This is a genomic window from Bacillus sp. (in: firmicutes) (assembly GCF_031983925.1).
Taxonomy (GTDB): domain Bacteria; phylum Bacillota; class Bacilli; order Bacillales; family Bacillaceae_G; genus Bacillus_A; species Bacillus_A pacificus.
Genome location: NZ_DALYZR010000023.1, coordinates 1 through 24,906, shown reverse-complemented (window position 1 = coordinate 24,906; position 24,906 = coordinate 1). Strand labels below are relative to the sequence as shown.

23 protein-coding genes and 1 pseudogene are annotated in these 24,906 nt (G+C 36.3%); 20 read left to right on the top strand and 4 right to left on the bottom strand.

Going from position 1 to position 24,906, the window contains the following annotated elements; all coding sequences use genetic code 11:
• Positions 1 to 47: 47 nt before the first annotated feature.
• Positions 48 to 1,022 (bottom strand): zinc-dependent alcohol dehydrogenase family protein, encoded by a 975-nt coding sequence (locus RTP99_RS27380; protein WP_000903201.1) that lies wholly within the window; start codon positions 1,020 to 1,022, stop codon positions 48 to 50.
• A 324-nt stretch (positions 1,023 to 1,346) separates the two neighbouring features.
• Positions 1,347 to 1,529, bottom strand: a pseudogene (locus tag RTP99_RS27375) (hypothetical protein).
• 103 nt (positions 1,530 to 1,632) lie between these two features.
• Here RTP99_RS27375 and RTP99_RS27370 point away from each other — a divergent pair.
• The 4 genes from RTP99_RS27370 (at position 1,633) to RTP99_RS27355 (ending at position 4,573) form a co-directional block, all read left to right on the top strand.
• Positions 1,633 to 2,850 (top strand): sensor histidine kinase, encoded by a 1,218-nt coding sequence (locus tag RTP99_RS27370; RefSeq protein WP_000723586.1) that lies wholly within the window; start codon positions 1,633 to 1,635, stop codon positions 2,848 to 2,850.
• Positions 2,840 to 3,484, top strand: a complete 645-nt coding sequence (locus tag RTP99_RS27365; protein WP_000876842.1) for a response regulator — start codon at positions 2,840 to 2,842, stop codon at positions 3,482 to 3,484. The genes RTP99_RS27370 and RTP99_RS27365 overlap by 11 nt, the downstream gene beginning before the upstream one ends.
• Positions 3,485 to 3,636: 152 nt before the next feature.
• Entirely contained in the window at positions 3,637 to 4,071 is a 435-nt protein-coding gene (locus RTP99_RS27360) for a hypothetical protein (RefSeq protein ID WP_000182868.1), read from the top strand.
• Between the two features lie 103 nt (positions 4,072 to 4,174).
• On the top strand, positions 4,175 to 4,573 hold the full coding sequence (locus RTP99_RS27355; RefSeq protein WP_000479668.1) for an Ig-like domain-containing protein: 399 nt from the start codon (positions 4,175 to 4,177) through the stop codon (positions 4,571 to 4,573).
• Positions 4,574 to 4,636: 63 nt separating this feature from the next.
• Here RTP99_RS27355 and RTP99_RS27350 read toward each other — a convergent pair whose 3' ends face one another.
• On the bottom strand, positions 4,637 to 4,777 hold the full coding sequence (locus RTP99_RS27350; RefSeq protein WP_000273537.1) for a YflJ family protein: 141 nt from the start codon (positions 4,775 to 4,777) through the stop codon (positions 4,637 to 4,639).
• 153 nt (positions 4,778 to 4,930) lie between these two features.
• Here RTP99_RS27350 and RTP99_RS27345 point away from each other — a divergent pair, with 153 nt between their 5' ends.
• Entirely contained in the window at positions 4,931 to 5,293 is a 363-nt protein-coding gene (locus RTP99_RS27345) for a hypothetical protein (RefSeq protein WP_000582776.1), read from the top strand.
• 26 nt (positions 5,294 to 5,319) lie between these two features.
• Here RTP99_RS27345 and RTP99_RS27340 read toward each other — a convergent pair whose 3' ends face one another.
• Positions 5,320 to 5,505: a YhzD family protein gene (locus tag RTP99_RS27340; protein ID WP_000525047.1), complete on the bottom strand. Its 186-nt coding sequence runs from the start codon at positions 5,503 to 5,505 to the stop codon at positions 5,320 to 5,322.
• A 135-nt stretch (positions 5,506 to 5,640) separates the two neighbouring features.
• Here RTP99_RS27340 and RTP99_RS27335 point away from each other — a divergent pair, with 135 nt between their 5' ends.
• From RTP99_RS27335 to glpD, 15 genes are all read left to right on the top strand, one after another.
• The gene (locus RTP99_RS27335) at positions 5,641 to 6,882 is read left to right on the top strand and encodes a metallophosphoesterase family protein (RefSeq protein WP_000815720.1); all 1,242 of its coding nucleotides are present in this window, start codon (positions 5,641 to 5,643) and stop codon (positions 6,880 to 6,882) included.
• Positions 6,879 to 9,803, top strand: coding sequence for an ATP-binding protein (locus tag RTP99_RS27330; RefSeq protein ID WP_001242185.1), 2,925 nt, complete (start codon positions 6,879 to 6,881; stop codon positions 9,801 to 9,803). Before RTP99_RS27335 ends, RTP99_RS27330 begins: the two co-directional genes overlap by 4 nt.
• Positions 9,804 to 9,844: 41 nt before the next feature.
• Positions 9,845 to 10,789, top strand: coding sequence for a 3'-5' exoribonuclease YhaM (yhaM, locus tag RTP99_RS27325; protein ID WP_000726638.1), 945 nt, complete (start codon positions 9,845 to 9,847; stop codon positions 10,787 to 10,789).
• 528 nt (positions 10,790 to 11,317) lie between these two features.
• Positions 11,318 to 12,154, top strand: a complete 837-nt coding sequence (locus RTP99_RS27320; protein WP_000876234.1) for a hypothetical protein — start codon at positions 11,318 to 11,320, stop codon at positions 12,152 to 12,154.
• A 695-nt stretch (positions 12,155 to 12,849) separates the two neighbouring features.
• Positions 12,850 to 13,797, top strand: coding sequence for a ring-cleaving dioxygenase (locus RTP99_RS27315; protein WP_000276673.1), 948 nt, complete (start codon positions 12,850 to 12,852; stop codon positions 13,795 to 13,797).
• Positions 13,798 to 13,824: 27 nt separating this feature from the next.
• Positions 13,825 to 14,802 carry a ring-cleaving dioxygenase gene (locus RTP99_RS27310; protein ID WP_001072548.1) on the top strand — a complete coding sequence of 326 codons (978 nt, stop codon included), beginning with the start codon at positions 13,825 to 13,827 and terminating at the stop codon, positions 14,800 to 14,802.
• A 127-nt stretch (positions 14,803 to 14,929) separates the two neighbouring features.
• A complete protein-coding gene (locus tag RTP99_RS27305; protein ID WP_000161643.1) occupies positions 14,930 to 15,457 on the top strand; it encodes a DUF2199 domain-containing protein in 528 nt (175 codons plus the stop codon).
• A 453-nt stretch (positions 15,458 to 15,910) separates the two neighbouring features.
• Complete coding sequence (locus RTP99_RS27300) at positions 15,911 to 16,453, top strand: RNA polymerase sigma factor (protein ID WP_000421571.1); 543 nt, start codon at positions 15,911 to 15,913, stop codon at positions 16,451 to 16,453.
• A complete protein-coding gene (locus tag RTP99_RS27295; protein WP_001005224.1) occupies positions 16,450 to 17,628 on the top strand; it encodes a DUF4179 domain-containing protein in 1,179 nt (392 codons plus the stop codon). The genes RTP99_RS27300 and RTP99_RS27295 overlap by 4 nt, the downstream gene beginning before the upstream one ends.
• 420 nt (positions 17,629 to 18,048) lie before the next feature.
• Complete coding sequence (locus RTP99_RS27290) at positions 18,049 to 18,921, top strand: alpha/beta fold hydrolase (protein ID WP_116733343.1); 873 nt, start codon at positions 18,049 to 18,051, stop codon at positions 18,919 to 18,921.
• 80 nt (positions 18,922 to 19,001) lie between these two features.
• Positions 19,002 to 19,202: a sporulation YhaL family protein gene (locus RTP99_RS27285; protein ID WP_000449227.1), complete on the top strand. Its 201-nt coding sequence runs from the start codon at positions 19,002 to 19,004 to the stop codon at positions 19,200 to 19,202.
• 479 nt (positions 19,203 to 19,681) lie between these two features.
• Entirely contained in the window at positions 19,682 to 20,242 is a 561-nt protein-coding gene (gene glpP / locus RTP99_RS27280) for a glycerol uptake operon antiterminator GlpP (protein ID WP_000394284.1), read from the top strand.
• A 228-nt stretch (positions 20,243 to 20,470) separates the two neighbouring features.
• Positions 20,471 to 21,292, top strand: coding sequence for a glycerol uptake facilitator protein GlpF (gene glpF, locus RTP99_RS27275; protein WP_001272193.1), 822 nt, complete (start codon positions 20,471 to 20,473; stop codon positions 21,290 to 21,292).
• A gap of 13 nt (positions 21,293 to 21,305) precedes the next feature.
• Positions 21,306 to 22,796, top strand: a complete 1,491-nt coding sequence (gene glpK / locus RTP99_RS27270; protein WP_046646510.1) for a glycerol kinase GlpK — start codon at positions 21,306 to 21,308, stop codon at positions 22,794 to 22,796.
• A 133-nt stretch (positions 22,797 to 22,929) separates the two neighbouring features.
• On the top strand, positions 22,930 to 24,612 hold the full coding sequence (gene glpD, locus RTP99_RS27265; RefSeq protein WP_000672816.1) for an aerobic glycerol-3-phosphate dehydrogenase: 1,683 nt from the start codon (positions 22,930 to 22,932) through the stop codon (positions 24,610 to 24,612).
• The last annotated feature ends 294 nt before the right edge of the window (positions 24,613 to 24,906 follow it).

Here is a 24,906-nt window from a genome sequence, read left to right as displayed (position 1 = left end):
TTTAATTAACTTTCGTTATAATTGGTTAAATAAATCGTAACAGTTAGTTACCCTTTCGTTTTCTCAGCAGACTGCACAACATCAACTGCCGCTTTCACATCCGCTAAGTCATACGTAGAATGGACTTTCATAAAACGTAATTGCTCATTTTCTACTAAGCGAATTAAATGACGAAACGTTTCTTGCCATTTATATGATGATGCTTCTTTATTCCAATGTCGTAAATGAAATATGTTCGCGTGTACTTTTGCTTTCGTGACAATCTCTGCCCAGTTAACTTGTACACCTGATAGAAGACCGATCGTTAAAAAGTGCCCGTTTGGACGTAAGGAGAAAGCTAATTCATTTCCATCCGGTCCCCCGATAGAATCAATCGCAGCATCCGCACCGATCCCGTTTGTTAATGTCATAACGGTTTCATAAAGCGGGGCAGTGGAAGTATCAATTACATATGCAGCACCAAGGCGCAGTAATTCTTCTGTATGCTTATTATTTCTTGTAACAGCAATTAATCGAAAGTTTAAAATTTGTGATAACTGCGCGAAAAGATGCCCAATAGCGGATCCACAAGCATTTACTAATAAAACATCATTACGTTGTAAGTTTAACGTTTCTGTACAAGTAACCCACGCCGTAAGAGGATTAATATACATTTGTGCCGCTGTGAAATCATTAATGGAATCAGGAATAGGGACTACAAAATCAGGCGACGTCTTCACATATTCCTGCCAAGTACCTTCTCCGCGTAACGGTAAAACACGTTTACCGATAAGGTCTCTAGAAACAAAAGCTCCCACATCTTCTACAATACCAACACCTTCATAACCAGGTATGTTAGGTAAAGGAATTCTATGAGCGTACGCTCCCGTTATTGGAATTAAGTCAGATGGATTAATTGGTCTAACTAACATGCGGACTAAAACTTCATTCTCTTTTAATGGTTCTATATTTTTATATTCAACTTGTAGTACATCTTTTGGATTGCCGAACTTGTGAAATTGAATGCATGTTCTGTGCAACATAAATGTTCCCCCTTAGTTTGATTGGGTTTATTATAGCATTTTTGGTTTGGGTGGTTATTTCATTAGTAAAAAATAAAGGGGAACAGAAAGACGTCGTTTATCCATTTGATAAAATCGATTTCTCCTGAATACATAGTAATATAAGAAAAAGACGCCCTTGTGAGCGTTTTTTTCCAACTTGAGATAGATGTATCATTACTGTTCTGCTAGGTTACATAGTTCTCGTATAAAGTTTTATCACACAAATGATCTGTGTATCAATTTGTTTTTGATATACAGATCATTTGTATGATAATTCTTATAAATAATTGTTGAATGATAACCTTACATGAATGCTTTTAAAAGCTCTTGAACTAATGGAATTACTCCACCTACAAATTTTAAAACTGCCATTGCGATTTCCATATGATTGTCTCCTTTAGTAGTAGGATGTAATAAATCTTTATAATCTTATTTTAGTAAGCGTTTACAAAAAACATCAATGCATTTCGATATGCAATACTTCATATTTATATTTGATAATGAGGATGGACAAAAGCCCCAATAATTAAAATTTCACTTTATCAAAATGTAAGTCGCATCTTGTATAATATAATGGTGGAGGGCGAATATGAAAAAAATAAATTCAAATATAGATGTGGATACAAATGTATTGGAAGCGGTATTTATTCCAAGAAGGTTTATTGTTTTATGGATTACACTCGTATATATAGCTTCGCTGCTTTTAGCATTTCGTAATAATATTCTCTCGATGGATAGTTTCTTCTTTACAATGGTCATTGTTATCCATACTGTTTTTCATTGGTATGCTAGTTCATTAAGGAATAGGCAATTGTTATACTTCTTTTTTGTACAACTGTTCATTGTTTTTTTGGCTGCATTCATTGCATCAAATGCTTCGATAGCAATTTTTGTTGGATTAACACCTATTTTAATTGCACAGAGTCTATATGTTTATCACAATATATTTAAAGTAATAGCAGTTTTTACTCTTATGTATGCCATATTTTGTACCGCAATTAGTATAAATTATGGTGTAAATAAATTAGCTATTCTTATCTCTATGTTTCTGTTAGTGTTAGCAATTATTATTCCTTTTTCTTATATTAATAAGCAGCAATATGATGCGCGGAATCGTATACAGAGCTACATTCAAGAGTTAGAGTCTGCATATATGAGAGTAGAAGAATTGACATTAGCTAATGAAAGACAGCGAATGGCAAGAGATTTACATGATACGTTAGCGCAAGGTGTAGCGAGCTTAATTATGCAATTGGAAGCAATAGATGCCCATATGCAGAAAGGGAATATAGGACGATCTCAAGAGATTATGAAACAAACTATGATAAGGGCGAGACAAACTTTACATGATGCAAGGCTGGTTATTGATGATTTGCGCCATACTACTAATTCATTTAATGAAGCAGTAGTAGAAGAGGTTCAACGTTTTTCTGAGGCTACGTCTATACACGTGAGATTTACTATTCAAAGCCCTCCGCATATTTCAGGCTTAGTAAAGGAACATTGTTTATGTATAATTAGTGAATGTTTAACGAATATCGCAAAACATTCGCAGGCAACAGATGTAAATTTAAAAGTTGAATATGTCGATGAACTTGAAAAACTTACTATTGAAGTTGAAGATAATGGAATTGGTTTTGACACTGGGTATATCGGTAAGAATCCTGGACATTATGGCTTAATCGGTTTAAATGAGCGAGTTCGATTAATTAATGGAGAAATACATATATTGAGTGAGAAGATGAAGGGTACGAAAATATATATTCAAGTGCCTATAAATAAAGAAGGAGATAGTCATGAAGTATAACGTATTAATTGTGGATGATCATTTCGTTGTGAGAGAAGGTCTGAAATTAATAATAGAAACGAGTGATTCATTTCAAATTATAGGTGAGGCTACAAACGGAGAAGAAGCCCTTTCTTTTATAGAAAAAAAGAAACCTGATGTTATTTTAATGGATTTAAATATGCCTAAAATGAGTGGTTTAGAAACAATTGAGGTTTTGAATAAAAAACAAAATCATACGCCGATTATTATATTGACTACTTATAACGAAGATGAATTAATGTTAAAGGGAATTGAGTTAGGAGCAAAAGGGTATTTGCTAAAAGATACGGATCGTGAGAATTTATTTCGAACATTGGAAGCGGCTATTCGAGGTGAGATTTTACTACAACCCAATATTATGGAAAAGATAGTGAATTATAAAAGGAAAGAAATACATGCTAATGTGGTTGAGGAAAATAACTTAACAGAAAAAGAATTGTTTGTGTTGAAAGCTATTGCGCGTGGAAATAAGAATAAAGACATTGCATTCGATATGGGAATAGCTGAGCGAACAGTAAAAGCGTATTTAACAAATATATACAATAAATTAGGTGTTAATTCCCGATCAGAAGCAGTAGCTGTATCTATTGAAAAAAAGTTAATTCATTTTTAAAACATTATATATGCCCAATCGTACATGAGAGGTTTGCCCTTTTGTACGATTTTTTTATTTATTTCTCATGTTATGCTTTGGACAGCATGAAAGATTTAAGGACAGTACAATTGCAGACATTTTTAATGTGAGAAAGGAAGAAGAATAATTAAATGACAAATTTGTTTTTAATTCCTATAGTAATTATCTTTATTTGGATGCAAAGCAAGCAAAGAAAAATAAACAGGATAGATATAATAACTTTTCTAATGATGATAGGAATTATTATTTATACAGTACCGCAACCAATGACTTGGGATTTACAAGCAGAGTTAATGGCAGTTACACTTTTTTCTTTTGCTATAGGTGTTTGGCAAGGTGGGGGAATTATAGTCTGTAATAACGATAGAACTGTATATATTACAAATGGAAAACAGTATTCTATTTCATGGATTCTCTTAATAATTGGAAACATAATTATGATTAACATATTTGAAGATGGATTTATATTGAATGGAGCATGGTTCCTTTTGTGTAGTGTTTTCATAGCATCTGGGATGAAAAACAGTATTCTATGTATTCAATATAAATTAACAGTGCGAAATTGAATGGAAAAGCAAAACAGTTTTCTTTAATCACAACCGTGAACGAATTGTTATAAGTTCATAAAAATGAGAAGAACGTATTGGAAGAATGGGGGAGTTAATTTAGATGTTTCTACCTATTACGACATTTGATAGGTTTAGTTGGCTAGGGAATGTTGCTTTCTCTGCAGAAAAGATTAACGGGAATCGAGCGCTTTTGAGGGCCGAAGAAAGAGATGTTAATTTGTATAACAAGAAATGTATAGATTCAGTTAATAATATTCATCAAGAGCTAACGATAGACTCTGTGAAATATAATGATAATTGTATATCTGGCCGTGCGAGACCTCATTCAACAATTGTTATAACGAGTGGCGATATGCATGTTGGAAGCGGACGGGTTAATAAGTATGGAGAATTTAAAATATATATAAATAATTATCGGGAAGGAGATTTGGTAATAGAGATTCAGTTGATAATGGGTGGCTTTTATCAAGAGAGTATAACTGTAAAGGTAGAATGTTAAGATAGGATTATTTCTTTTTCCACTATATAAAAAGGAAGCAACCGTAGTCGCTTCCTCCATCTATTAAGCCGAAGCTCTCTTCATTCTCTCAAGTAAACTAGATAATACATGCGTACGATACGATTCTAGTTTTTTACCCTCATAAGTACGGATACCTAATTTTTTCAGTTCTTTTACATACCAACCTTTGCTTCCGAAATACATGTGATCGCTCCCCTTCAACTTTGTTTTATTTGTTCTGATTGCATATGGAGGTACAGGTAATATAATGAAGGAAATGAATTTCGCGCGAAAATGGTTAACTTTGTTGCAAAAGACATATATACTAAAGGTAGTATATAACGAGGTGGGCAAGACGTGATTATAGAGAAGCACGAAATTCAAATTGACCAAATTACGAGCGGTAAAGTGAATATCTTTACTTTCTATCGAAATAGAAAGCAAATTGATGATCATTTTTTACGATTGCAAGAACCATCGCTTACAGCAAACTACTTCTTCCATTTTCATTTTGATGCAGAGAGCTTGCATCTACTGCAGGAAGAGTTTCCAGGCGTATATCCGTACGACGGTAGTGAAACGATTCACGACTGGACGGAAAAGATGAAGGCGGAATTGCAACATCAGATCCAAACAGGAAAATGGAATAAGCGCGTACGTATCGGTAATCGCATTCTAGATGTGGTGTTTACGTGGTGTGACGAAGATATAGTAGAGTGAAAAAGAAGCGGATGACGCTTCTTTTTTTAGCGCTGGAATAAAACGAGCTTACCTGCAGAAGATGTGCAGCGATGTGTTTTTTCATACAATCCTTTTTCTCGTAAAAGAGATTCACCTTTTGTTTTCGCTTCTTTTTCAGTTGCCGCCTCGAATGATTCGTCTAATGCTTTAGAACCATCTTTTTCAAAGACTGTTAGAACGTATAATCCCATGAAAATTCCCTCCAATAATAGAAATCAGAATCTTATAACTATTTTGGCATAAAACACTAGAATATGCAAAGAAATATATGACATTGCGTGTTACAATAAGGTGAAACTTTTGAAACATAGAAAGGATCGTTATTTGTGAAACAAGTGAAGTTTATACATGCGGCTGATTTGCATTTGGATAGTCCGTTTAAAGGGATGGAGATGAATGTACCGCAGTCTGTTTGGGAGAGAATGAAACAAAGTACGTTTGAATCATTCGAACGTATTGTTGATAAAGCGATTCAAGAGCGCGTTGATTTCGTATTGCTAGCCGGGGATTTGTATGATGCGGAGACGAGAAGTTTGAGGGCGCAAGTGTTTGTGCGCGAGCAAATGAAGAGACTTTCGCAGTACGATATCCCTATTTTTATTATTCACGGTAACCACGATCATTTAGGGGGAAGCTGGGCAGCAATTGAGTTTCCGGAAAATGTTCACGTGTTTACAGAGCCTTACGTAGAAGAGAAATCCTTTTATAAAGATGGTGAGTTGTTAGCTTCTATTTACGGATTTAGTTATTTGCAACAAGCGGTAACGGATAATATGACAGCGCAGTATAAGAAAATGGGTGATGCGCCTTTTCATATTGGCATGCTTCACGGAAGTGTGGAAGGAGATGCAGAGCATAATCGCTATGCACCGTTTCAACTTCGTGAGCTGAAAGAAAAGCAGTTTGATTATTGGGCTCTTGGCCATATACATAAACGCGAAATTTTATCAGAGGAGCCATATATTATTTATCCGGGTAATATACAAGGGCGTCATCGTAAGGAAACGGGCGAGAAGGGTGCATACTTGATTGAACTTACGAAACAAGGATCACACTGTTCCTTTTTCCATACGGCGGATGTTGTGTGGGATGAGATAGAAGTAAATATTGACGGACTTGAAACTGTTGATGAACTTATGACGAGCGTATCAAGTGCGATGAATGAGTGCCGAAGAGAAGAGGAAGGAACGCTATTAACGGTCTTATTTACAGGACAGGGGCCACTTTCTCCTTATTTACGTGATGAAAAACGTGTGGAAGAGATTTTTCATATTTTAGCAGCGGGCGAAGAGCGAAAAGATTTCGTATATGCGATGAAGTGGAAAAATGAGACGGTCTCTTTTGCGGAAATCGAACGTTTGAAAGAAGAAAATCATTTCGTCGGTAGTGTGCTAAAGGAGTTAGAAGCTTTCACAAATATGGACGGAGTATTGCGTACAATTTGGACATCTCCTGTAGCGCGTAATAGCATTGAATCTTTTACAGAAGAAGAGAAGAAAGAGATTCAAAAGGAAGCAGAAAATATTATTTTAGAACAATTATTCCAGCAAGAGAGGGATAAGAAATGAGAATGGAAAAACTCCATATTTATGGGTACGGAAAATTAGAAAATGTGGAAATGGACCTGTCAATGCTGACGGTGTTATACGGTGAAAATGAAGCGGGTAAATCGACAATTCGCTCGTTTATGAAAAGTATTTTATTCGGTTTTCCGACGAGAGGACAGCGCCGTTATGAACCGAAAGAAGGCGGCAAGTATGGCGGAGCAATTACTGTACAAACAGAGAAATACGACCGTTTGAAAATTGAACGATTGCCAAAGACGGCCGCTGGTGAAGTAACCGTTTATTTTGAAGACGGGAAAACGGGCGGCGAGGAGATTTTACACGATATATTAAGCGGGATGAATGAGAGCTTATTTGAATCTGTCTTTTCATTTGATATGCACGGTCTTCAAAACATTCATCAGCTTGGTGAAGCGGATATCGGCAATTATTTATTTTCAGCAAGCGCAGTCGGAAGTGATGCGTTATTGCAGCTCGATAAAAAGCTAGAAAAAGAAATGGATCAGCGCTTTAAGCCGAGTGGTCGTAAGCCAGAAATTAACGTTTCACTGCAAGAAATAAAGAAGCTGGAAGAGAAGATGAAAGAGTGGCAAGGGAAAATTGGCACGTATGAAAAACAGGTGGAGCAGTTAAAAGAAAGTGAAGAGAAATTGGTGTTTGTTCGCGCAGAAAAAGAGAGTGCAGAAAAACGAAAGCAAGATTATGAAATATTAGCAGCACTAGAACCTCTCGTTATTGAAAAGCGTGCGCATGAGAAAGTGCTAGAAAACGAGAACGGGCAATTTCCTGTAAACGGAATGGCACGCTATGAAGCGATTAAGGCGAAGATGGAGCCGCTTCAATTACAAGTTGATTCGCTCCATAAAAAAATAGAGACAGTGCAATCGGAAATGGAATCGATTCAAATAGATGAAGAGTTTTTACAAAAAGAAAGTTACGTAGAAGAACTTCGCATGCAGCATATGTCTTACGAAAATGCACGCCAAGAAATGCGTGATATAACAGGAACGATTACGAATATAAAAGAAGAGCTTGCAGAACTCGAGCAACAAATTGGTGCTACTTTTGAAAAAGAAACAGTCCTGTCGTTTGATATGAGTTTGGCAACGAAAGAGTTAATTACGCAGGCAGTACAAAAGGCGCGCGAATTAGAAACGCAAAAAGCACAGCTTGATGATCGTTTTAAAGTAGCGCAGGAGCAATTAGAAGAACAAGAAGAAAATATAAGACAGATTCAGAAGCAAATGTTAGCGGATGAAGAGCGAAATGCGTTAGCCGAGAAAGAGAAGTCGTTCCAAGATGCGGCGTTTATCGGTATGGGCGCAGAGAGAATGAAGCGCAAGTACGAGGAAAAAGCAGGAGCGGCTATGCAAAAGAAAAAGCAGTGGCAAAGAGTTTGTCTTCTGTTACTCCTTATTAACACAGGCGTTTTATTCACAAGTTTATTTATAGACAATCGCCCGCTCTTATTTATTAGCGTCATCGTTTTTGTAGGGATTGTTCTTGCCCTTGTTTTATATAAGGATCCGTCAAGTGGATTACAAGAAGAACTTCTTACTCTACAGCAAAGTGCTGGCGGAAGGCAAAGTGAAGAAGCGATGTCTGTGCACTATGAGTTAGAAAAAGATGAAGAGATACGTAAACTATTTGAGCGTGAGTCTTATAAATTACAGCAAATGGAGCGAGCGTATGATAAAGTCGTTTCATCGTATGAGGAATGGGAGGGAGAAACGTTCCGCATGAGCGAACAAGTCAATGCGTATAAAAAGCGCTATACGTTCCCTGAATTTTATACGTATGCGCACATATTGCCGGCGTTTGAGCGTATGGAAAAAATGCAGCAATTATATCGTGAATTAGAGAAGCAAGGCACACGAAAATCTTCATTATATGAAATGATTTCGCAATTTGAACATAAACTAGAAACTGTTATCGGTAGTGCGGAGTATAGTAAGCTGCACGAGGCGCAAAGCCGTATGCAAAATGAGAAAGAAAAACGCCAAACTTGTAAGCAGCTAAAAGAGAAACTAGCTGAATGGCAAGAAGAATATGCGTTCATGCAAGAGCAATTGAAACAACTGTTAGTAGAACGAGATAGTTTATGGCATATCGCAGAAGCTACAAATGAAGAGATGTTTTTAGAGGCAGGTAAACTAGCGGAAAAACGTGAAGATGCAGAGAAACAAGTGGGGCGTTTATTACCACAAATTGATCTGTTAGAACAACGTTTAACGAGTTTATCATTAGCTGAACATTATGAGGCTGACGGGTATGATGAAAAATTAAAGCAAGAAATGACAGTCATGCAAAACTGTCTTACAAAGGAAAAAGAACTAACGGAGCGCATTGCGAAACATCGTATGGAAATTGCGAATTTAGAAGAAGGTAGTACGTACGGCGATTTACTGCACGAATGGGAAATGAAAAAAGCGCAAGTGCGTGAACAAGTGAAGAAGTGGGCTGCGTATGCGACCGCAAAGACAGTGTTAACGAAAACGAAGCAATATTATCATGAAGTACATCTTCCTCGTATTTTACAAAAATCAGAAGAGTATTTCGTCTATTTAACAGGCGGACGATATAGTAAAATCTTTTCACCGTCAGAGGCGGAGCCGTTTATTGTAGAGCGTAACGATGGTATGCGTTTTTATAGTCATGAACTAAGCCAAGCGACAGCTGAGCAGTTGTATTTATCGCTGAGATTTGCATTAGCGAAAACATTTGAGCATGATTATCCATTTATTATTGATGATAGTTTCGTACACTTTGATGCGGTAAGGACGAATCGGACGATTGAACTTATAAAGGAAATTGCAAAGGATAGACAAGTGATCTTCTTTACATGCCATGCGCATTTACTAACGTATTTTACAGAAAAACAGATTATAAAATTAACGCATAAGCGTAAAGAAAATGAGTTGTAGTGTGCTATACTAAAAGTAACTGATTTGGTGGAGGAATTCGAATGAAAAAGAAAATTGCAGAGTATGAAGTTGGTGAACAAGTCGATATTTTCTTGTTAATTAAAACAGCGACAAAAGGTATCGCAAGCAATGGAAAGCCATTTTTAACAGTAATCTTACAAGATCCAAGTGGAGATATTGAAGCGAAGTTATGGGATGTATCACCAGAAGTTGAGAAACAATATGTAGCGGAAACAATCGTGAAAGTAGCTGGTGATATTTTAAACTACAAAGGACGTATTCAATTACGTGTGAAACAAATCCGAGTTGCGAATGAAAATGAAGTAACGGATATCTCAGATTTCGTAGAAAAAGCACCAGTGAAAAAAGAAGATATGGTTGAGAAAATTACGCAATACATATTTGAAATGAGAAACCCAAACATTCAACGTCTAACAAGACATTTATTAAATAAGCATCAAAACGAATTTTTAGACTATCCAGCAGCGACGAAGAACCATCACGAGTTCGTATCTGGACTAGCTTATCACGTCGTATCGATGCTTGATTTAGCGAAAGCTATCTCAAATCTATATCCATCATTAGATAAAGACTTACTATATGCAGGCGTTATTTTACACGACCTTGGTAAAGTAATCGAATTATCTGGCCCAATTTCTACAACGTATACGTTAGAAGGAAATTTACTAGGCCACATTTCAATTATGGTGAACGAAATTGGGAAAGCAGCAGATGAGCTGCAAATCGATGCAGAAGAAGTATTAATTCTTCAACACATCGTCCTTTCTCACCACGGAAAAGCAGAATGGGGTAGTCCAAAACCACCATTAGTAAAAGAAGCAGAAATTCTGCATTACATCGATAACTTAGATGCAAAAATGAACATGATGGACCGTGCATTAGGACGCACAAAACCAGGCGAATACACAGAGCGTGTCTTTGCTCTTGATAATCGTTCGTTCTATAAACCGTCGTTTCATAATTAATAGTGTGAATCAAATGGCCTCATTAAGTGTTAATACGCTTAGTGGGGCTGTTTTTTTTATTGGAAATTAAATGAAATAGTTAAGAAGTACGCATGGGTGTAACGAAGAACTAATAAAACATATTTTGCCACTAGAATGGGAGCGTATCAACTTTTTAGATGTGTGTCGATTGAATATGACAGATATTAAAGTTAGAATCTCTTCAGCCTTTACAATAGGTCTAAAAATAAGATCCAAATTTTATGTTGAAATTTGTTTAAAGTATATTTTCATTACAATGTGGGTGAGCCCCCATCTCTATCAAGTTAAGTCTATATAAGTTACATTTCACGTGAAATTTTTTTGTTCTTTCTTTTTAATATGCACCTAATTAATTTAAGTTTCTAATTATACAAATAACTTTGACTATAATGGTGACTTCTTGTAAAATTATATACATATAAAGGGATTTTTTGGATTATTTGAGAAGGATCTAGTATTCTTTTTTAAAATGACAATAGGATCTGAAGAGGGAGAGACAAGAATACCATGAAATATTTGAAGAAAAAATCGGGAAAAATTTTATTAGCAACGGGATTGGCATTTTCTATGGCAGCTTGTGGTGTAACTGATAACAAAGAAAAAACAAATGCTGAATCTAGTAAACAACAAAACAATAATAATGATTCAAGCAATAATAATAACAGCAATGCAAATAACTCTAATGGCAATAATAACAATAACAGCAATGCAAATAACTCTAATGGCAATAATAATAATAACAGCAATGCAAATAACTCTAATGGCAGTAATAACAATAACAGCAATGCAAATAACTCTAATGGCAATAATAATAACAGCAATGCAAATAACTCTAATGGCAATAATAACAATAACAGCAATGCAAACAATTCTAATGGTAATAATAACAGTAATACAAATAATGAATGGGGCACTAATAATAGTAATAACTCGAATAATAATTCAAACAATAATGAACAAAAACCTAATCAAAATCAAGAGCAATCGGCTACAAGTGTAACTTTAGAACAACATGGGATTATTGTTACAGTTCATAAAGTTGAACAAGCTGATAATATAGTTCGTGTGAAGTACACAATTAATAACACTACAAACCAAACTATTTTTTCTGGTGCACCTGGGGCTAAAATAGAACAAAAGGGAAAAAGTACAATACCATCAGATTTCAAAGGGAATTGGGATCAAAGAGGATATATTGCTCCTCATACAAGTGTAGATGGAACAAACCTTTATTCATTGAGCGATATAACAAATGAATTTGACTTTAAAATTAGACCTGATTTTGAGGATATGAAGAATAATCCACCTATTGAGTATTTTATTTTAAGGGTAAAAATGCATTAATGAGAAATAAAAGAAGATCGAACTAGATATTCTTTCTAGATTGATCTTCTTATTTTATATTCCCCCTTCATTGCACCACTTTTGCAGTATCCCCTTGCTCAAATCATCATAAATGTGATACATACTTACTTCCTATTTAGGGGAACTGAAGCACGTTTTCCAATCCTTCAAGCAACTCTTCAGTTTCGTTCGGATGAACAAATAGAGTGGGAAACAGATTGGAAGATGCAGTGTTCGCATCACTCTTATCAAATTCCGCTCCAATTAGAAGGAAGAGATATGATAACAATTATGTTAGAGGGACGTTACAGCTGATACGGAAATGGATACATGAAAACGTAAGGAAAAGTTTATAAAAAAGACTTAGCGTTGTAAATCTACATTCTTATGACGCTATCCCATATAGAAATTCATCGTTTTCCAGTTCAAAATGTTATGCAATAAAAAAAATATCTCGAATTTGAGATAAATCTCTTGCTTTTTAATCACTTGAGGTGTAAAGTGATAGTAACGAAAGCGATTGAGTCATATGAAAAACATACACTCACTTGCTTTTGATTTACAAAACAAAGTAACTTATTCAGTAAAAACTAAGATGAATGTACAAAAATATAATGAGAATAAATTAAAAAGCTAAGAAGCATATTATTTTTTAGGTATCACTTGACTAGTAAAATGAAACGGAGGAATTACGAATGTATAAAATTAAAGGGCATCATCACATTTCAATGGTTACGAAAAATGCAAATGAAAATAATCACTTTTATAAAAATGTGCTTGGTTTACGTCGCGTGAAAATGACAGTAAACCAAGATGATCCATCAATGTATCACTTATTTTATGGAGATAAAACAGGAAGTCCAGGTACAGAATTATCGTTTTTTGAAATTCCTTTAGTAGGAAAAACGTACCGCGGTACGAATGCCATTACTCGAATTGGATTACTCGTTCCTTCAGAGGATAGCTTACATTACTGGAAAGAACGATTTGAGACATTTGATGTGAAACATAGTGAAATAACAACATATGCAAATCGTCCTGCTTTGCAGTTTGAGGATGCTGAAGGTCTTCGCTTAGTACTACTCGTTTCAAACGGAGAAAAAGTGGAGCACTGGGAAACTTGGGAGAAATCAGAAGTTCCTGCAAAGCATCAAATTCAAGGAATGGGTTCTGTGGAAATGACAGTTCGTAGACTTGATAAAATGGCGAGTACACTTACAGAGATGTTTGGTTATACAGAGGTTAGCCGCAGCGAAGAGGAAGCAATTTTTCAGTCCATTAAAGGAGAGGTTTTTGGAGAAATCGTTGTGAAATATTTAGATGGTCCTACTGAAAAGCCAGGCCGCGGTAGCATTCACCATTTAGCAATTCGTGTAAAAAATGATGCAGAGCTTGCTTATTGGGAAGAACAGGTGATACAAAGAGGCTTCCAGTCTTCGGGAATCATCGACCGTTTCTATTTTAAAAGCTTATATTTCCGCGAATCAAACGGAATCTTATTTGAAATTGCGACAGATGGACCAGGATTTACAGTTGATGGAGATGTGGAACATTTAGGAGAAAAACTTGATTTACCACCTTTCTTAGAAGATCAGCGTGCAGAGATTGAAGCGAATTTAGCACCTATAAAAGAGAAAATATAAATTTTAAAACCATTGGAGGAATATAAAATGAACCAATTAAAAGGAATTCACCACGTTACAGCGATTACAAGTAGTGCAGAAAAAAACTATGAGTTTTTCACTCACGTTTTAGGAATGCGTTTAGTTAAAAAAACAGTAAACCAAGATGACATTCAAACGTACCATTTATTCTTTGCAGATGATAAAGGTAGTGCAGGAACAGATATGACATTCTTTGACTTCCCAGGTATTCCAAAAGGAGTACACGGTACAAATGAAATTTCAAAAACTTCATTCCGTGTTCCAACTGATGCGGCATTAGAGTATTGGGTAAAACGCTTTGACCGTCTGGAAGTGGAACATACAGGAATTAAAGAACAATTCGGTAAGAAAACTCTTTCTTTCGTTGACTTTGATGATCAACACTATCAATTAATCTCAGATGAACTTGATAAAGGGATCGAATCAGGAACACCATGGCAAAAAGGTCCAGTTCCATTAGAATATGCAATTACTGGCTTAGGACCTGTATTTATCCGTATTGCAAACTTTAGTTTCTTTAAAGAAGTGTTAGAAAAAGTTCTATTATTTAAAGAGGTTGCGCAAGAAGGAGAATTCTATTTATTTGAAGTAAACGAAGGCGGAAACGGTGCATCTGTCATTGTAGAACATAATACGGTTCTTCCAGAAGCACGACAAGGTTTTGGTACGGTTCACCATGCTGCATTCCGCGTAGAAAATCGCGCTGTATTAGAAGAATGGATCGAGAGAATCAGTAGCGTTGGACTCCCTTCATCTGGTTATGTAGATCGTCACTTCTTCGAGTCATTATACGCAAGAGTTGCACCACAAATCTTATTTGAATTTGCAACAGACGGCCCAGGATTTATGGGAGATGAGCCATACGAAACACTTGGCGAAAAATTATCTTTACCTCCGTTCTTAGAGCCAAAACGTGAAGAAATCGAAAAATTAGTTCGTCCAATTGATACAGTGAGAAGTACGAAGGAATTTATTAAAGAGTAACAATAATAAGTAGGAGAGCAAGTAGTTTTAGCTGATAGCTGGAACTGCTTGCTTTTTTTTATTTTTTTTTTATTTTCGCTTTATAAGTATTTTGCTAAAATGAATGTAAAACTGATGGAGGAATAGAATGACGAAAATAAGTGGATATACTTGTAGGTGCTGCGGTACATATCATGAAGAAATTCCAAGGAGCTATGGATCATCAGCTCCTGTTTATTATTATAATGCTGAACCTGAAGAGCGAGAAGCTAGATTTGAAATGAACGATGATTTATGCGTGATGGATGGAGAACACTTCTTTATGCGAGGGAGTATTGAAATTCCTATCATTGGTACAAATGAACATTTCATATGGGGTGTATGGGTTTCATTAAGTGAAACGAATTTTGATAAGGTGAATGAATTTTGGGATAAACAACAATTATTAGAGCCAATGTTTGGGTGGCTTTCGACGGATTTACCATATGAGTTGGAAACAGTAAGTTTAAAAACGATGGTTCATCTGAGAGCTGATGGCATTCGTCCTTATATTGAACTAGAGCCGACAGACCATCCTCTAGCTGTGGAATTTAGAGAAGGAATAACGATGGAACGGGTACAAGAAATAGCGGAACAACTGTGTGTAAATAACGAGGGTGATGAGGAAGAGTGCTGATGTTTGTTCAGCGCTTTTTTTTCATTATGTGAAAATCAAGTGTACAATTTTATAAACTCATTTTTACGGTTCTAATTCGGAAGTATTCAGAAAATCCATTTTTGATATACACTCTATTGTTTAACTTGCGCCAAGATAGAATAAGAATCATGAAGCATTGTACTTAAAGTAATCTTAGTTCGGATATTTGCTGAGCTAAGGTTATTTTTATCCCGCTTTAATGGGCAGGGCAGTAAGACCCCCATCTCAAAATTCAGGGAAAGCAAATAAGTTAGGTGGGGGTCGGGCTGCCCGTTAATGCCCGATTGGTTTAACTAATAATCAGTGGGGGATGAAGAACCCCCACTGATTAAGGTTTCACTTTATTTAGAATTTCTTGCAACCATTTTAAGGTATATACAGTCTAATAGTTATATAAAACATAAATGGTAGATTTCTAAGGGGGAATTTAAAATGGAGCTGCTTATAAAGCGGGCTCAAAAAGGTGATGAGGAAGCCTTTATTGAGGCAATTGATATATTAATGCCACAAATGTATAAGGTGGCAAAAGCACGCTTGAAAAATGAAGAAGATATAGGAGATGCAATACAGGAAACAATTTTGTCTGCTTTTACAAATTTAAAAAAGGTAAAAGAACCAGGTTATTTTAAAACATGGATTACGAAAATATTAATGAATAAATGTAATGATATAGTACGAAAAAATAATGTTCTATATGTGGATGATTATGGGAAAGTGCAGGGAGATCAAATCGTAAAAGACAATATTGAACAAAAGCTTGAATTTGACAATCTGCTTAGTTATTTAAGTGTGGAGTATCGATTAGTAATCGTACTCTATTATGTAAATAAATTTAAAACAAAAGAAATTGCAGAGATTTTAAATGAAAAAGAAGGAACAATCAAATCAAGACTACATAGAGCAAGGCAACAGTTAAAAGAATATTATTTAAAAGAAGACTGGGAGAATGTAAACAATGGGGGGAATTTAAAATGAATGAACAATTCGAACATAAATTAGAAGAAGCATTAAATGATGATGTAACAATTCCTACTAGTGTTTTGAAGAAAAAAGAACTTGCTTTTGAAGAAATTAGAAAAAGTAAGAAACAAAAACAAACATCCTCCCATAAAAAAATAGTTGCAGCAATGATAGCGGGGCTAACGATTGTTGGAGCAAGCGTTGGAGTTGGCGTGTATGGTGATTCAGCATTAGCTGTGGTAAAGGAATTCTTCTTTGCGAAAGATCAGGGAGTTCAAAAAGCGGCAGATAATGGGTATATGCAAAAAGTAGATGAGAATAATGTGATGAAAGATAATGGGGTTACAATCCAAATTAAAAATGTACTGTATGATAAATCTAAAATAGCAGTTTCTTTACAATTGAAATTTGAAGATAAAAGTCTAATAAGTAAAATGACAGATTTAAGAATGAAGTACGATTTAACAGATGAGAAAGGACGATATATAGAGAAGGCGGAATACACAGAAGGGTTAACAAATGAAAATAGTAAGATTTTAGCAGGTAGCGAATGGAGTATTCAGGCAGGTGAAGAAGAGGGAGAAATAACTTATAATTTAATATTCCACCCTATGAATTCAATTGATAGCATTGATAGTCTAAACTTTAATATTAGTTCTATATCTTTGTTTGCGCCATTAGAAAATAAAGATGTTTCTTACAGGACAGAAGCAGAATCTCAATTAAATACTGTAAAAGAAAATATAGAAGTTTGGCATCAGAATGGTATGCAACTTAATAAGGAAATTCAAGGGAAGTGGCAAGGGGGAATAAAATTAGACTCGAAGTTTAAAGGAAATCAGGAGATTCATTTTGTTCCTAAACAACAACCTAAATCTGTAAAAATAGCGTCTGCAGAAGTACTACCAACAGGGATGAATATCACATTTGAACGTGATTCTTCTGGAGATGATGAAGAAATAAAACGTCAGATAAAAACAATTGATAGTGTAATTCTTATGGATGAAAAAGGGAAAACATATAAGTCAACGTTGAAGGGGTACACAGGTACTGGGGATAATGGGAAAACAATTAAAGTGAAAACGTTTGATGTTACTACTTTTGATAATGTGAACCATTTTAAAGTGTTATTAAAAGATGTTGATGGAAAAGATGTTGTAATCGATTTAGCTCGTGAAGAAAAAAAATAAAGTATATGATAAAAAACGCAAACTTCTAATCAAAAGAAGCTTGCGTTTTTTATTAACTAAAAGAAGTAAGGGACACCAAGTATAGTGACAACAAGCCTTTTTTCGGATAGGCAATAGTCCGGCCAATTAATTCGGTGATGAAAAGGAAGGTAGCGCCAAACAGTGCTGAGCAAACAATTTTTGATGATTCATCCCAAAATATTAGCTCATCTCAATCGGGCTGCCTGTTAACACAGAGAAAAGAATTGACTTACTTTAAATATGTAACTATAATAGTTACAAAATAACCATCAGTAATAGAAGTGAGTCATATTTTTTTTGGTATATTTGTAACTATTGTGGTTACAATTAAAATTAATTATAAAACAACCAAATAATGTAAAAACTTTAAATAGCAACAAGAGAAAGGAGACGGGAATGTTGAAACGGTTTAAGTTTTATATGATTAGCGGTATTGTGCTCGTTTTACTTATCGTATGTAACTTTGTTGATAAGCCGATTGCGAAGGTCGAAGAAGTGAAAGATACTGTTATGATGAAGCTGAATACGAAAGAGAGTATGGCACAAATCGACGGGCAGACGATTTATTTTAAGAAAATTGGTGAGGGAAAGCCACCTTTACTTATGCTGCATGGGTTTGGTGGTTCATCTGATGGATTTAGTGATATTTATCCGGAACTTGCGAGAGACCATACAATTATTGCAGTTGATATTTTAGGGTTTGGACGTTCTTCTAAACCAATTGATTTTGAGTATTCGTTTCCTGCGCAAGTGAATTTATATTATAAGTTAATGAAGAAGCTTGGATATGATCAATTTGCAGTACTTGGTCATTCGATGGGCGGAGAGATGTCCCTCAATTTAGCGTATTTATATCCGGATGCAGTAACGCATCTCATTTTAGCGGATTCTACAGGAATAGAGTCTTTCCAGCAAAAAGAAAGTTATGAAGTGCCGCCGCTATCGACAGACTTACAAACTGTAACTGAGATTACGGATTACAATAAAAATGAAGTGAAAAATAGTCGTGACGATAAAGAGCACTATGATCAGCTGACGAAAATGAGAGAGCGCCGCATTGCGATGGAAGCCGATAAAATTAGGGTGCCGACTTTAATTATATGGGGTAGAAATGATAAGAGCGTTTCTTGGAAAAATGGTGAACTGTATCATCAGCTATTTGCGAATAGCACGTTCCATATTATTGAAAAAGGATACCACGCACCGTTTCGCCAGGAACCAATCGAGTTTATGGAATATGTACAAGCGTTCTTCGCGAAGAATCCACAATAATAAAATTTTAAGCATAAATCCACTTCTTTCCTCATACAGTGAAACTAATAAGGCTTGTCTAAGGAAAGGAATGAAGTAGAGTGGAAACTTTACCATGGTGGGTGTATCTTGTAATCGTTGGAATCGTATTAAGTGGCTACATGGTTTTATATACTTCGAAAAAAGAGCAAGAGATGGATAATGAGTTTATCGAAAAAGAAGGCGAAGTGTATATGAAGCGTTTAGCAGAAGAACGCGAGAAACGTAATCAGGATAGTGATAAGGATTCTGTTTTATTATAATTATGGGAGCGTGGATAACATGTCGTTATCCACTTTTTCATTTTCTGAAATATATCAACGATTTTTCAAATATATCGAACACAACTTGAAATATATCAACGATTTTTTCAATATATCGACGATTCGACATAGGATATCGACTTACCGACACAAAACGACAATATTAAGAAGCACGGTTATTGTTCGGGAAATTATTATAGAAGAAAAATATATGAAACCTACATCGTATAGCACATGAAATAGCACCATTATAAGCTGTAACGCACAAGTTGCACAGCCAACGCAACGACAACTCGCTTTACTCATCATCATGTATTTGCTCATACTAGACGTAGATAGGTGAGAAACATAGTATGATTTTTAGTAAACGTTTAAAAGAAGAACGAGAAAAATGAAAGAAATCCCCTACACCAGCTGTTCTTTTCACTTAAATTGTGTACTATAAAGGATAGGATGACATAAAGAAGGGGAAATTTAGAATGGAATTTCATGAACAAAAGATTTTGCCGGCAGTGAGGCAAATTAAGGATTTGGAAAAGCTATTACATAGTTCGTATGAGTATATCGTTATTTTAGATATTCATGTCGGCCAATTGAAGAGTGTTATATCACTTGCGAAGCAATATTGTAAAAAGGTGTTTTTACATGTGGATTTGATCCATGGCTTGCAGAGTGACGGGCATGCGACGGAGTATTTATGTCAGGAGTTTAGACCGTACGGGTTACTTTCAACGAAGGCGAGCGTTATTATGAAGGCGAAGCAAAAAGGTGTTGTGGCAATACAACGCATCTTTTTAATCGATTCGAGTGCGATGGAGAAGAGCTGCAATCTTTTAGATAAGACGAAACCGGATTATATTGAGGTACTTCCTGGAGCATTAACGGACGTTATCGCTGAAGTGAAAGAGCGTACTGGTGTACCGATTTTAGCAGGTGGTTTCATTCGTACTGTTGATGATGTAGAGAGAGCTTTAAATGCTGGTGCGACAGCAATTACGACATCAAAACGCGAACTATGGAAACATTACCAAAAAAAGTGACGAAAATGTGAAATAATTCTGTTGACACCGCTTTCATTAACGGTTAACATTATAGACAAGTTAATAAACGTGACGGAGAAAAGAAGAGATCCACATTTCATTGTTTCTATATAAATTTATATAGAAGCGTGCAAAGCTGTGGGTCTTTTTCTTTTGACAAAAACGAATGGCCATTCATTTTACCTCTATCACATTTGAAAGCGTTTAAATTGATTGTGGAGGGATACTATGTCAGCATTTTTAGGAGAGTTAATAGGGACTGCGTTGTTAATCGTACTTGGTGGCGGCGTTTGTGCTGGTGTAAGTTTAAAGAAGTCGTTTGCGAAAGATTCTGGTTGGATTGTTATTACAATGGGCTGGGGCTTAGCAGTAGCGGTTGCAGCATATGCGGTTGGATCAATTAGTGGGGCACATTTGAATCCAGCTTTAACGATAGGATTAGCATTTAAGGGAGCGTTCCCATGGAGTGACGTACCTGGTTATATCGCAGCACAAATGATTGGGGCAATTATCGGGGCAGTTATCGTATATTTACATTACTTACCACACTGGAAAGAAACAGAGGATCCAGGAACAAAGTTAGGTGTATTTGCAACAGGTCCAGCAATTCCGAACACATTTGCAAACCTTTTAAGTGAAATGATTGGAACATTCGTTTTAGTATTTGGTATATTAGCAATTGGTGCAAATAAATTTGCAGATGGATTAAATCCATTTATCGTAGGTTTCTTAATTGTAAGTATTGGTTTATCATTAGGTGGAACGACAGGATACGCAATCAACCCAGCACGTGATTTAGGTCCGCGTATCGCGCACTTCTTCCTTCCGATTGCAGGAAAAGGCGGTTCAAACTGGAAGTATGCATGGATTCCAGTAGTAGGTCCAATTTTAGGTGGATCACTTGCAGGATTATTCCATCAAGTTGTATTTGAAGGAAAACAAAACGCAGCACTTATTTATGTAATTATTGCAACTGTGATTGTACTAGCAATCTCTTATATGACAAGTAAAAAAAGTGGAAGCAATACAAATAGTAGAAAAGTAGCATAAGGGGGAAACCGATATGAAAAAATATATTCTTTCATTAGACCAAGGAACAACTAGCTCACGTGCAATTCTGTTCAATAAAAAGGGTGAAATTGTTCATTCAGCTCAAAAAGAATTTACACAACATTTTCCAAAGCCAGGCTGGGTAGAGCATAACGCGCAAGAAATTTGGGGATCTATTTTAGCAGTTATCGCAACTTGCTTAAGCGAAGCAGATGTAAAACCAGAACAAATCGCTGGTATCGGTATTACGAACCAACGTGAAACAGCGGTTGTATGGGATAAAACAACAGGCAAACCAATTTATAACGCAATCGTATGGCAATCTCGCCAAACAGCTGAAATTTGTGATGAGTTAAAAGAAAAAGGTTATGGCGAAATGGTTCGCGAAAAAACAGGTCTTTTAATTGACGCATATTTCTCTGGTACGAAAGTAAAATGGATTTTAGATAACGTTGAAGGTGCAAGAGAGAAAGCGGAAAACGGCGATCTATTATTCGGAACAATTGATACATGGCTTGTATGGAAACTATCTGGTGGTAAAGCGCACGTAACGGATTACTCAAATGCATCACGTACGTTAATGTTTAACATTCACGACTTACAATGGGATGATGAACTTCTAGACATGTTAACAGTACCAAAGAGCATGCTTCCAGAAGTACGTCCATCATCTGAAGTGTATGGAGAAACAATTGACTATCACTTCTTCGGTCAAAATGTACCGATTGCCGGTGTAGCTGGTGACCAACAAGCAGCATTATTTGGACAAGCTTGTTTCGGTGAAGGTATGGCGAAAAATACTTACGGAACTGGTTGCTTCATGTTAATGAACACTGGTGAAAAAGCAGTAGCTTCTGAGCATGGTCTATTAACAACAATTGCATGGGGGATAGATGGTAAAGTAAACTACGCATTAGAAGGAAGTATTTTCGTAGCAGGTTCTGCAATTCAATGGTTACGTGACGGAATGCGCATGTTTAAAGATGCAAGTGAGAGTGAAGTATATGCGAATCGCGTTGAATCAACTGACGGTGTATACGTTGTACCAGCATTCGTAGGATTAGGTACACCGTACTGGGATAGTGAAGTACGCGGTGCTATGTTTGGTGTAACACGCGGTACGACGAAAGAGCATTTCATTCGTGCAACACTAGAATCTTTAGCTTACCAAACGAAAGACGTATTATGCGCAATGGAAGCAGATTCAGGTATTGAACTGAAAACATTACGCGTTGATGGCGGAGCAGTTAAAAATAACTTCTTAATGAAGTTCCAAAGTGATATTTTAGATGTTCCTGTAGAGCGGCCGGTGATCAATGAAACAACAGCTTTAGGTGCAGCGTACTTAGCTGGTCTTGCGGTTGGATATTGGAAAAACCAAGATGAAATTAAAGAACAGTGGCATATGGACAAACGCTTTGAACCAACAATGGAAGCGGAAACAAGCAAAGAGCTATATGCTGGATGGAAAAAAGCAATTGAAGCAACAAAAGCTTTCAAATAATCATAAACAGTGTTATAATGGTGACAAGTTAATAATTCGGTAGGAGATTTGGAGAGACCACAACACGCTATAGAGGCGAAATCTATAGCGGAGTTTGTGGTCTCTTTTTTCGTTATCAAAGGGAGGAATTACCATGAAATTTTCAAGTAAACAACGTAAAGACGTATTAAACGGAGTAAATAAACAAGAATTAGATGTGATCGTAATTGGTGGAGGTATTACTGGTTCTGGTATTGCATTAGATGGAGCAACACGCGGGTTATCAACAATTGTGTTTGAAATGCAGGACTTTGCAGCAGGTACATCAAGTCGTTCAACGAAGCTTGTACACGGTGGTCTACGTTATTTAAAACAACTTGAAGTGAAAATGGTAGCAGAGGTGGGGAAAGAGCGTGCGATCGTATATGAGAACGGTCCCCATGTAACAACACCAGAGTGGATGTTACTTCCGTTCCATACAGGTGGTACGTTCGGATCATTCAGTACATCAATTGGTCTTCGTGTATACGACTTCTTAGCAGGTGTAAAACGAAGTGAGCGCAGAAAAATGTTTAACCGTGAAGAAACACTGAAGAAAGAGCCTCTTGTAAAACAAGAAGGATTAAAAGGCGGCGGTTACTACGTAGAATATCGTACTGATGATGCGCGTCTTACAATTGAAGTAATGAAAGAAGCAATTGAGCACGGTGCAAAAGCTGTTAACTATGCAAAAGTAGATAGTTTCTTATATAAAGATGGAAAAGTATGTGGTGTACGTGTAATCGATTTACTAGATGGTGAAGTATACGAAGTTTACGGTAAGAAAATTGTAAACGCAGCTGGTCCTTGGGTAGATACACTTCGTGAAAAAGATAACTCGAAAAAAGGAAAAGTACTTCAGTTATCAAAAGGTGTTCACTTAGTAATTGATCAAAAACGTTTCCCATTAGGGCAAGCAATTTACTTCGATACACCAGATAAACGTATGGTATTCGCGATTCCACGCGGCGGGAAAACTTATGTAGGTACAACAGATACGTTCTATGATAAAGACGCAGCTGTACCACAAATGACAACAGAAGATCGCACATACATCATTAATGCGATTAACTACATGTTCCCAAGCGTAAAAATTACGGAAAAAGACATCGAGTCAAGCTGGGCTGGCGTACGTCCGTTAATTTACGAAGAAGGTAAGAGTGCATCTGAAATTTCTCGTAAAGACGAAATTTGGACTTCTGAATCTGGTTTAATTACAATCGCAGGTGGTAAATTAACAGGATACCGCAAAATGGCTGAAATGGTAGTAGACTATGTAACGAACTTACTACAAAAAGAAGGCCATAGTGCATATCCGAAGAGCACAACGAAACATATGCCAATCTCTGGTGGACATGTAGATGGTTCTAAAGGATTACCAGCATTTATCGCGAAAAAAGCAGGCGAGGGTACGAAATACGGTTTAACGACAGCACAAGCAGAAGAATTCGCGAAATTCTATGGCTCTAACGTTGACGTATTGTTCGAATTAGCGAAAAAACATAAAGACGAAGCGAAAGAATACAACATGCCGCTAGACGTTCTAATCCCACTTGTATACGCAATGGATTACGAAATGACAGCAAAACCAGTCGACTTCTTCGTACGCCGCAGAGGCGCTGTATTCTTCAACATTCACTGGGTATACGAGTGGAAAGAAGCAGTGATCAACTACATGGCTGCAAAACTAGGCTGGAGCAAAGAAGAGCAAATGAAATACACAGCAGAACTAGAAAAAGCATTAACAGACGCTGTCATTCCTGTAGATCAACAAGAGCATGCAGCTGCATTAGCGTAAAATAGAGAAACACCTGAAGAGAAACTCTTTAGGTGTTTTTTATCTTGACTAAAAATAAATAAAATGTGTTACAATGATGGTAGAGTATATAGTATGAATTTTGCATAAAATAAAGAAGACAGAAGCCTGAGAAACTTCTGCCTTTGTAACCTAACTTGCTATTGTGGTGGTAGTAGGTGCGGTTATAAGAAAATTACATTAACGTTTTAGCCGAGAACCGCCCTTACCTTTTCCGCGAAGTGAACCGCACCCAATTTGTTAGACAAATAACTAACAATTGGAGGTGCGGTTTTA

Coding starts and splice junctions, on each gene's coding strand:
- RTP99_RS27380 (WP_000903201.1), bottom strand. CDS start 1,022: ATGTTGCACAGAACATGCATTCAATTTCACAAGTTCGGCAATCCAAAA.
- RTP99_RS27370 (WP_000723586.1), top strand. CDS start 1,633: ATGAAAAAAATAAATTCAAATATAGATGTGGATACAAATGTATTGGAA.
- RTP99_RS27365 (WP_000876842.1), top strand. CDS start 2,840: ATGAAGTATAACGTATTAATTGTGGATGATCATTTCGTTGTGAGAGAA.
- RTP99_RS27360 (WP_000182868.1), top strand. CDS start 3,637: ATGACAAATTTGTTTTTAATTCCTATAGTAATTATCTTTATTTGGATG.
- RTP99_RS27355 (WP_000479668.1), top strand. CDS start 4,175: ATGTTTCTACCTATTACGACATTTGATAGGTTTAGTTGGCTAGGGAAT.
- RTP99_RS27350 (WP_000273537.1), bottom strand. CDS start 4,777: ATGTATTTCGGAAGCAAAGGTTGGTATGTAAAAGAACTGAAAAAATTA.
- RTP99_RS27340 (WP_000525047.1), bottom strand. CDS start 5,505: ATGGGATTATACGTTCTAACAGTCTTTGAAAAAGATGGTTCTAAAGCA.
- RTP99_RS27330 (WP_001242185.1), top strand. CDS start 6,879: ATGAGAATGGAAAAACTCCATATTTATGGGTACGGAAAATTAGAAAAT.
- yhaM (WP_000726638.1), top strand. CDS start 9,845: ATGAAAAAGAAAATTGCAGAGTATGAAGTTGGTGAACAAGTCGATATT.
- RTP99_RS27320 (WP_000876234.1), top strand. CDS start 11,318: ATGAAATATTTGAAGAAAAAATCGGGAAAAATTTTATTAGCAACGGGA.
- RTP99_RS27315 (WP_000276673.1), top strand. CDS start 12,850: ATGTATAAAATTAAAGGGCATCATCACATTTCAATGGTTACGAAAAAT.
- RTP99_RS27310 (WP_001072548.1), top strand. CDS start 13,825: ATGAACCAATTAAAAGGAATTCACCACGTTACAGCGATTACAAGTAGT.
- RTP99_RS27305 (WP_000161643.1), top strand. CDS start 14,930: ATGACGAAAATAAGTGGATATACTTGTAGGTGCTGCGGTACATATCAT.
- RTP99_RS27300 (WP_000421571.1), top strand. CDS start 15,911: ATGGAGCTGCTTATAAAGCGGGCTCAAAAAGGTGATGAGGAAGCCTTT.
- RTP99_RS27295 (WP_001005224.1), top strand. CDS start 16,450: ATGAATGAACAATTCGAACATAAATTAGAAGAAGCATTAAATGATGAT.
- glpP (WP_000394284.1), top strand. CDS start 19,682: ATGGAATTTCATGAACAAAAGATTTTGCCGGCAGTGAGGCAAATTAAG.
- glpF (WP_001272193.1), top strand. CDS start 20,471: ATGTCAGCATTTTTAGGAGAGTTAATAGGGACTGCGTTGTTAATCGTA.
- glpK (WP_046646510.1), top strand. CDS start 21,306: ATGAAAAAATATATTCTTTCATTAGACCAAGGAACAACTAGCTCACGT.
- glpD (WP_000672816.1), top strand. CDS start 22,930: ATGAAATTTTCAAGTAAACAACGTAAAGACGTATTAAACGGAGTAAAT.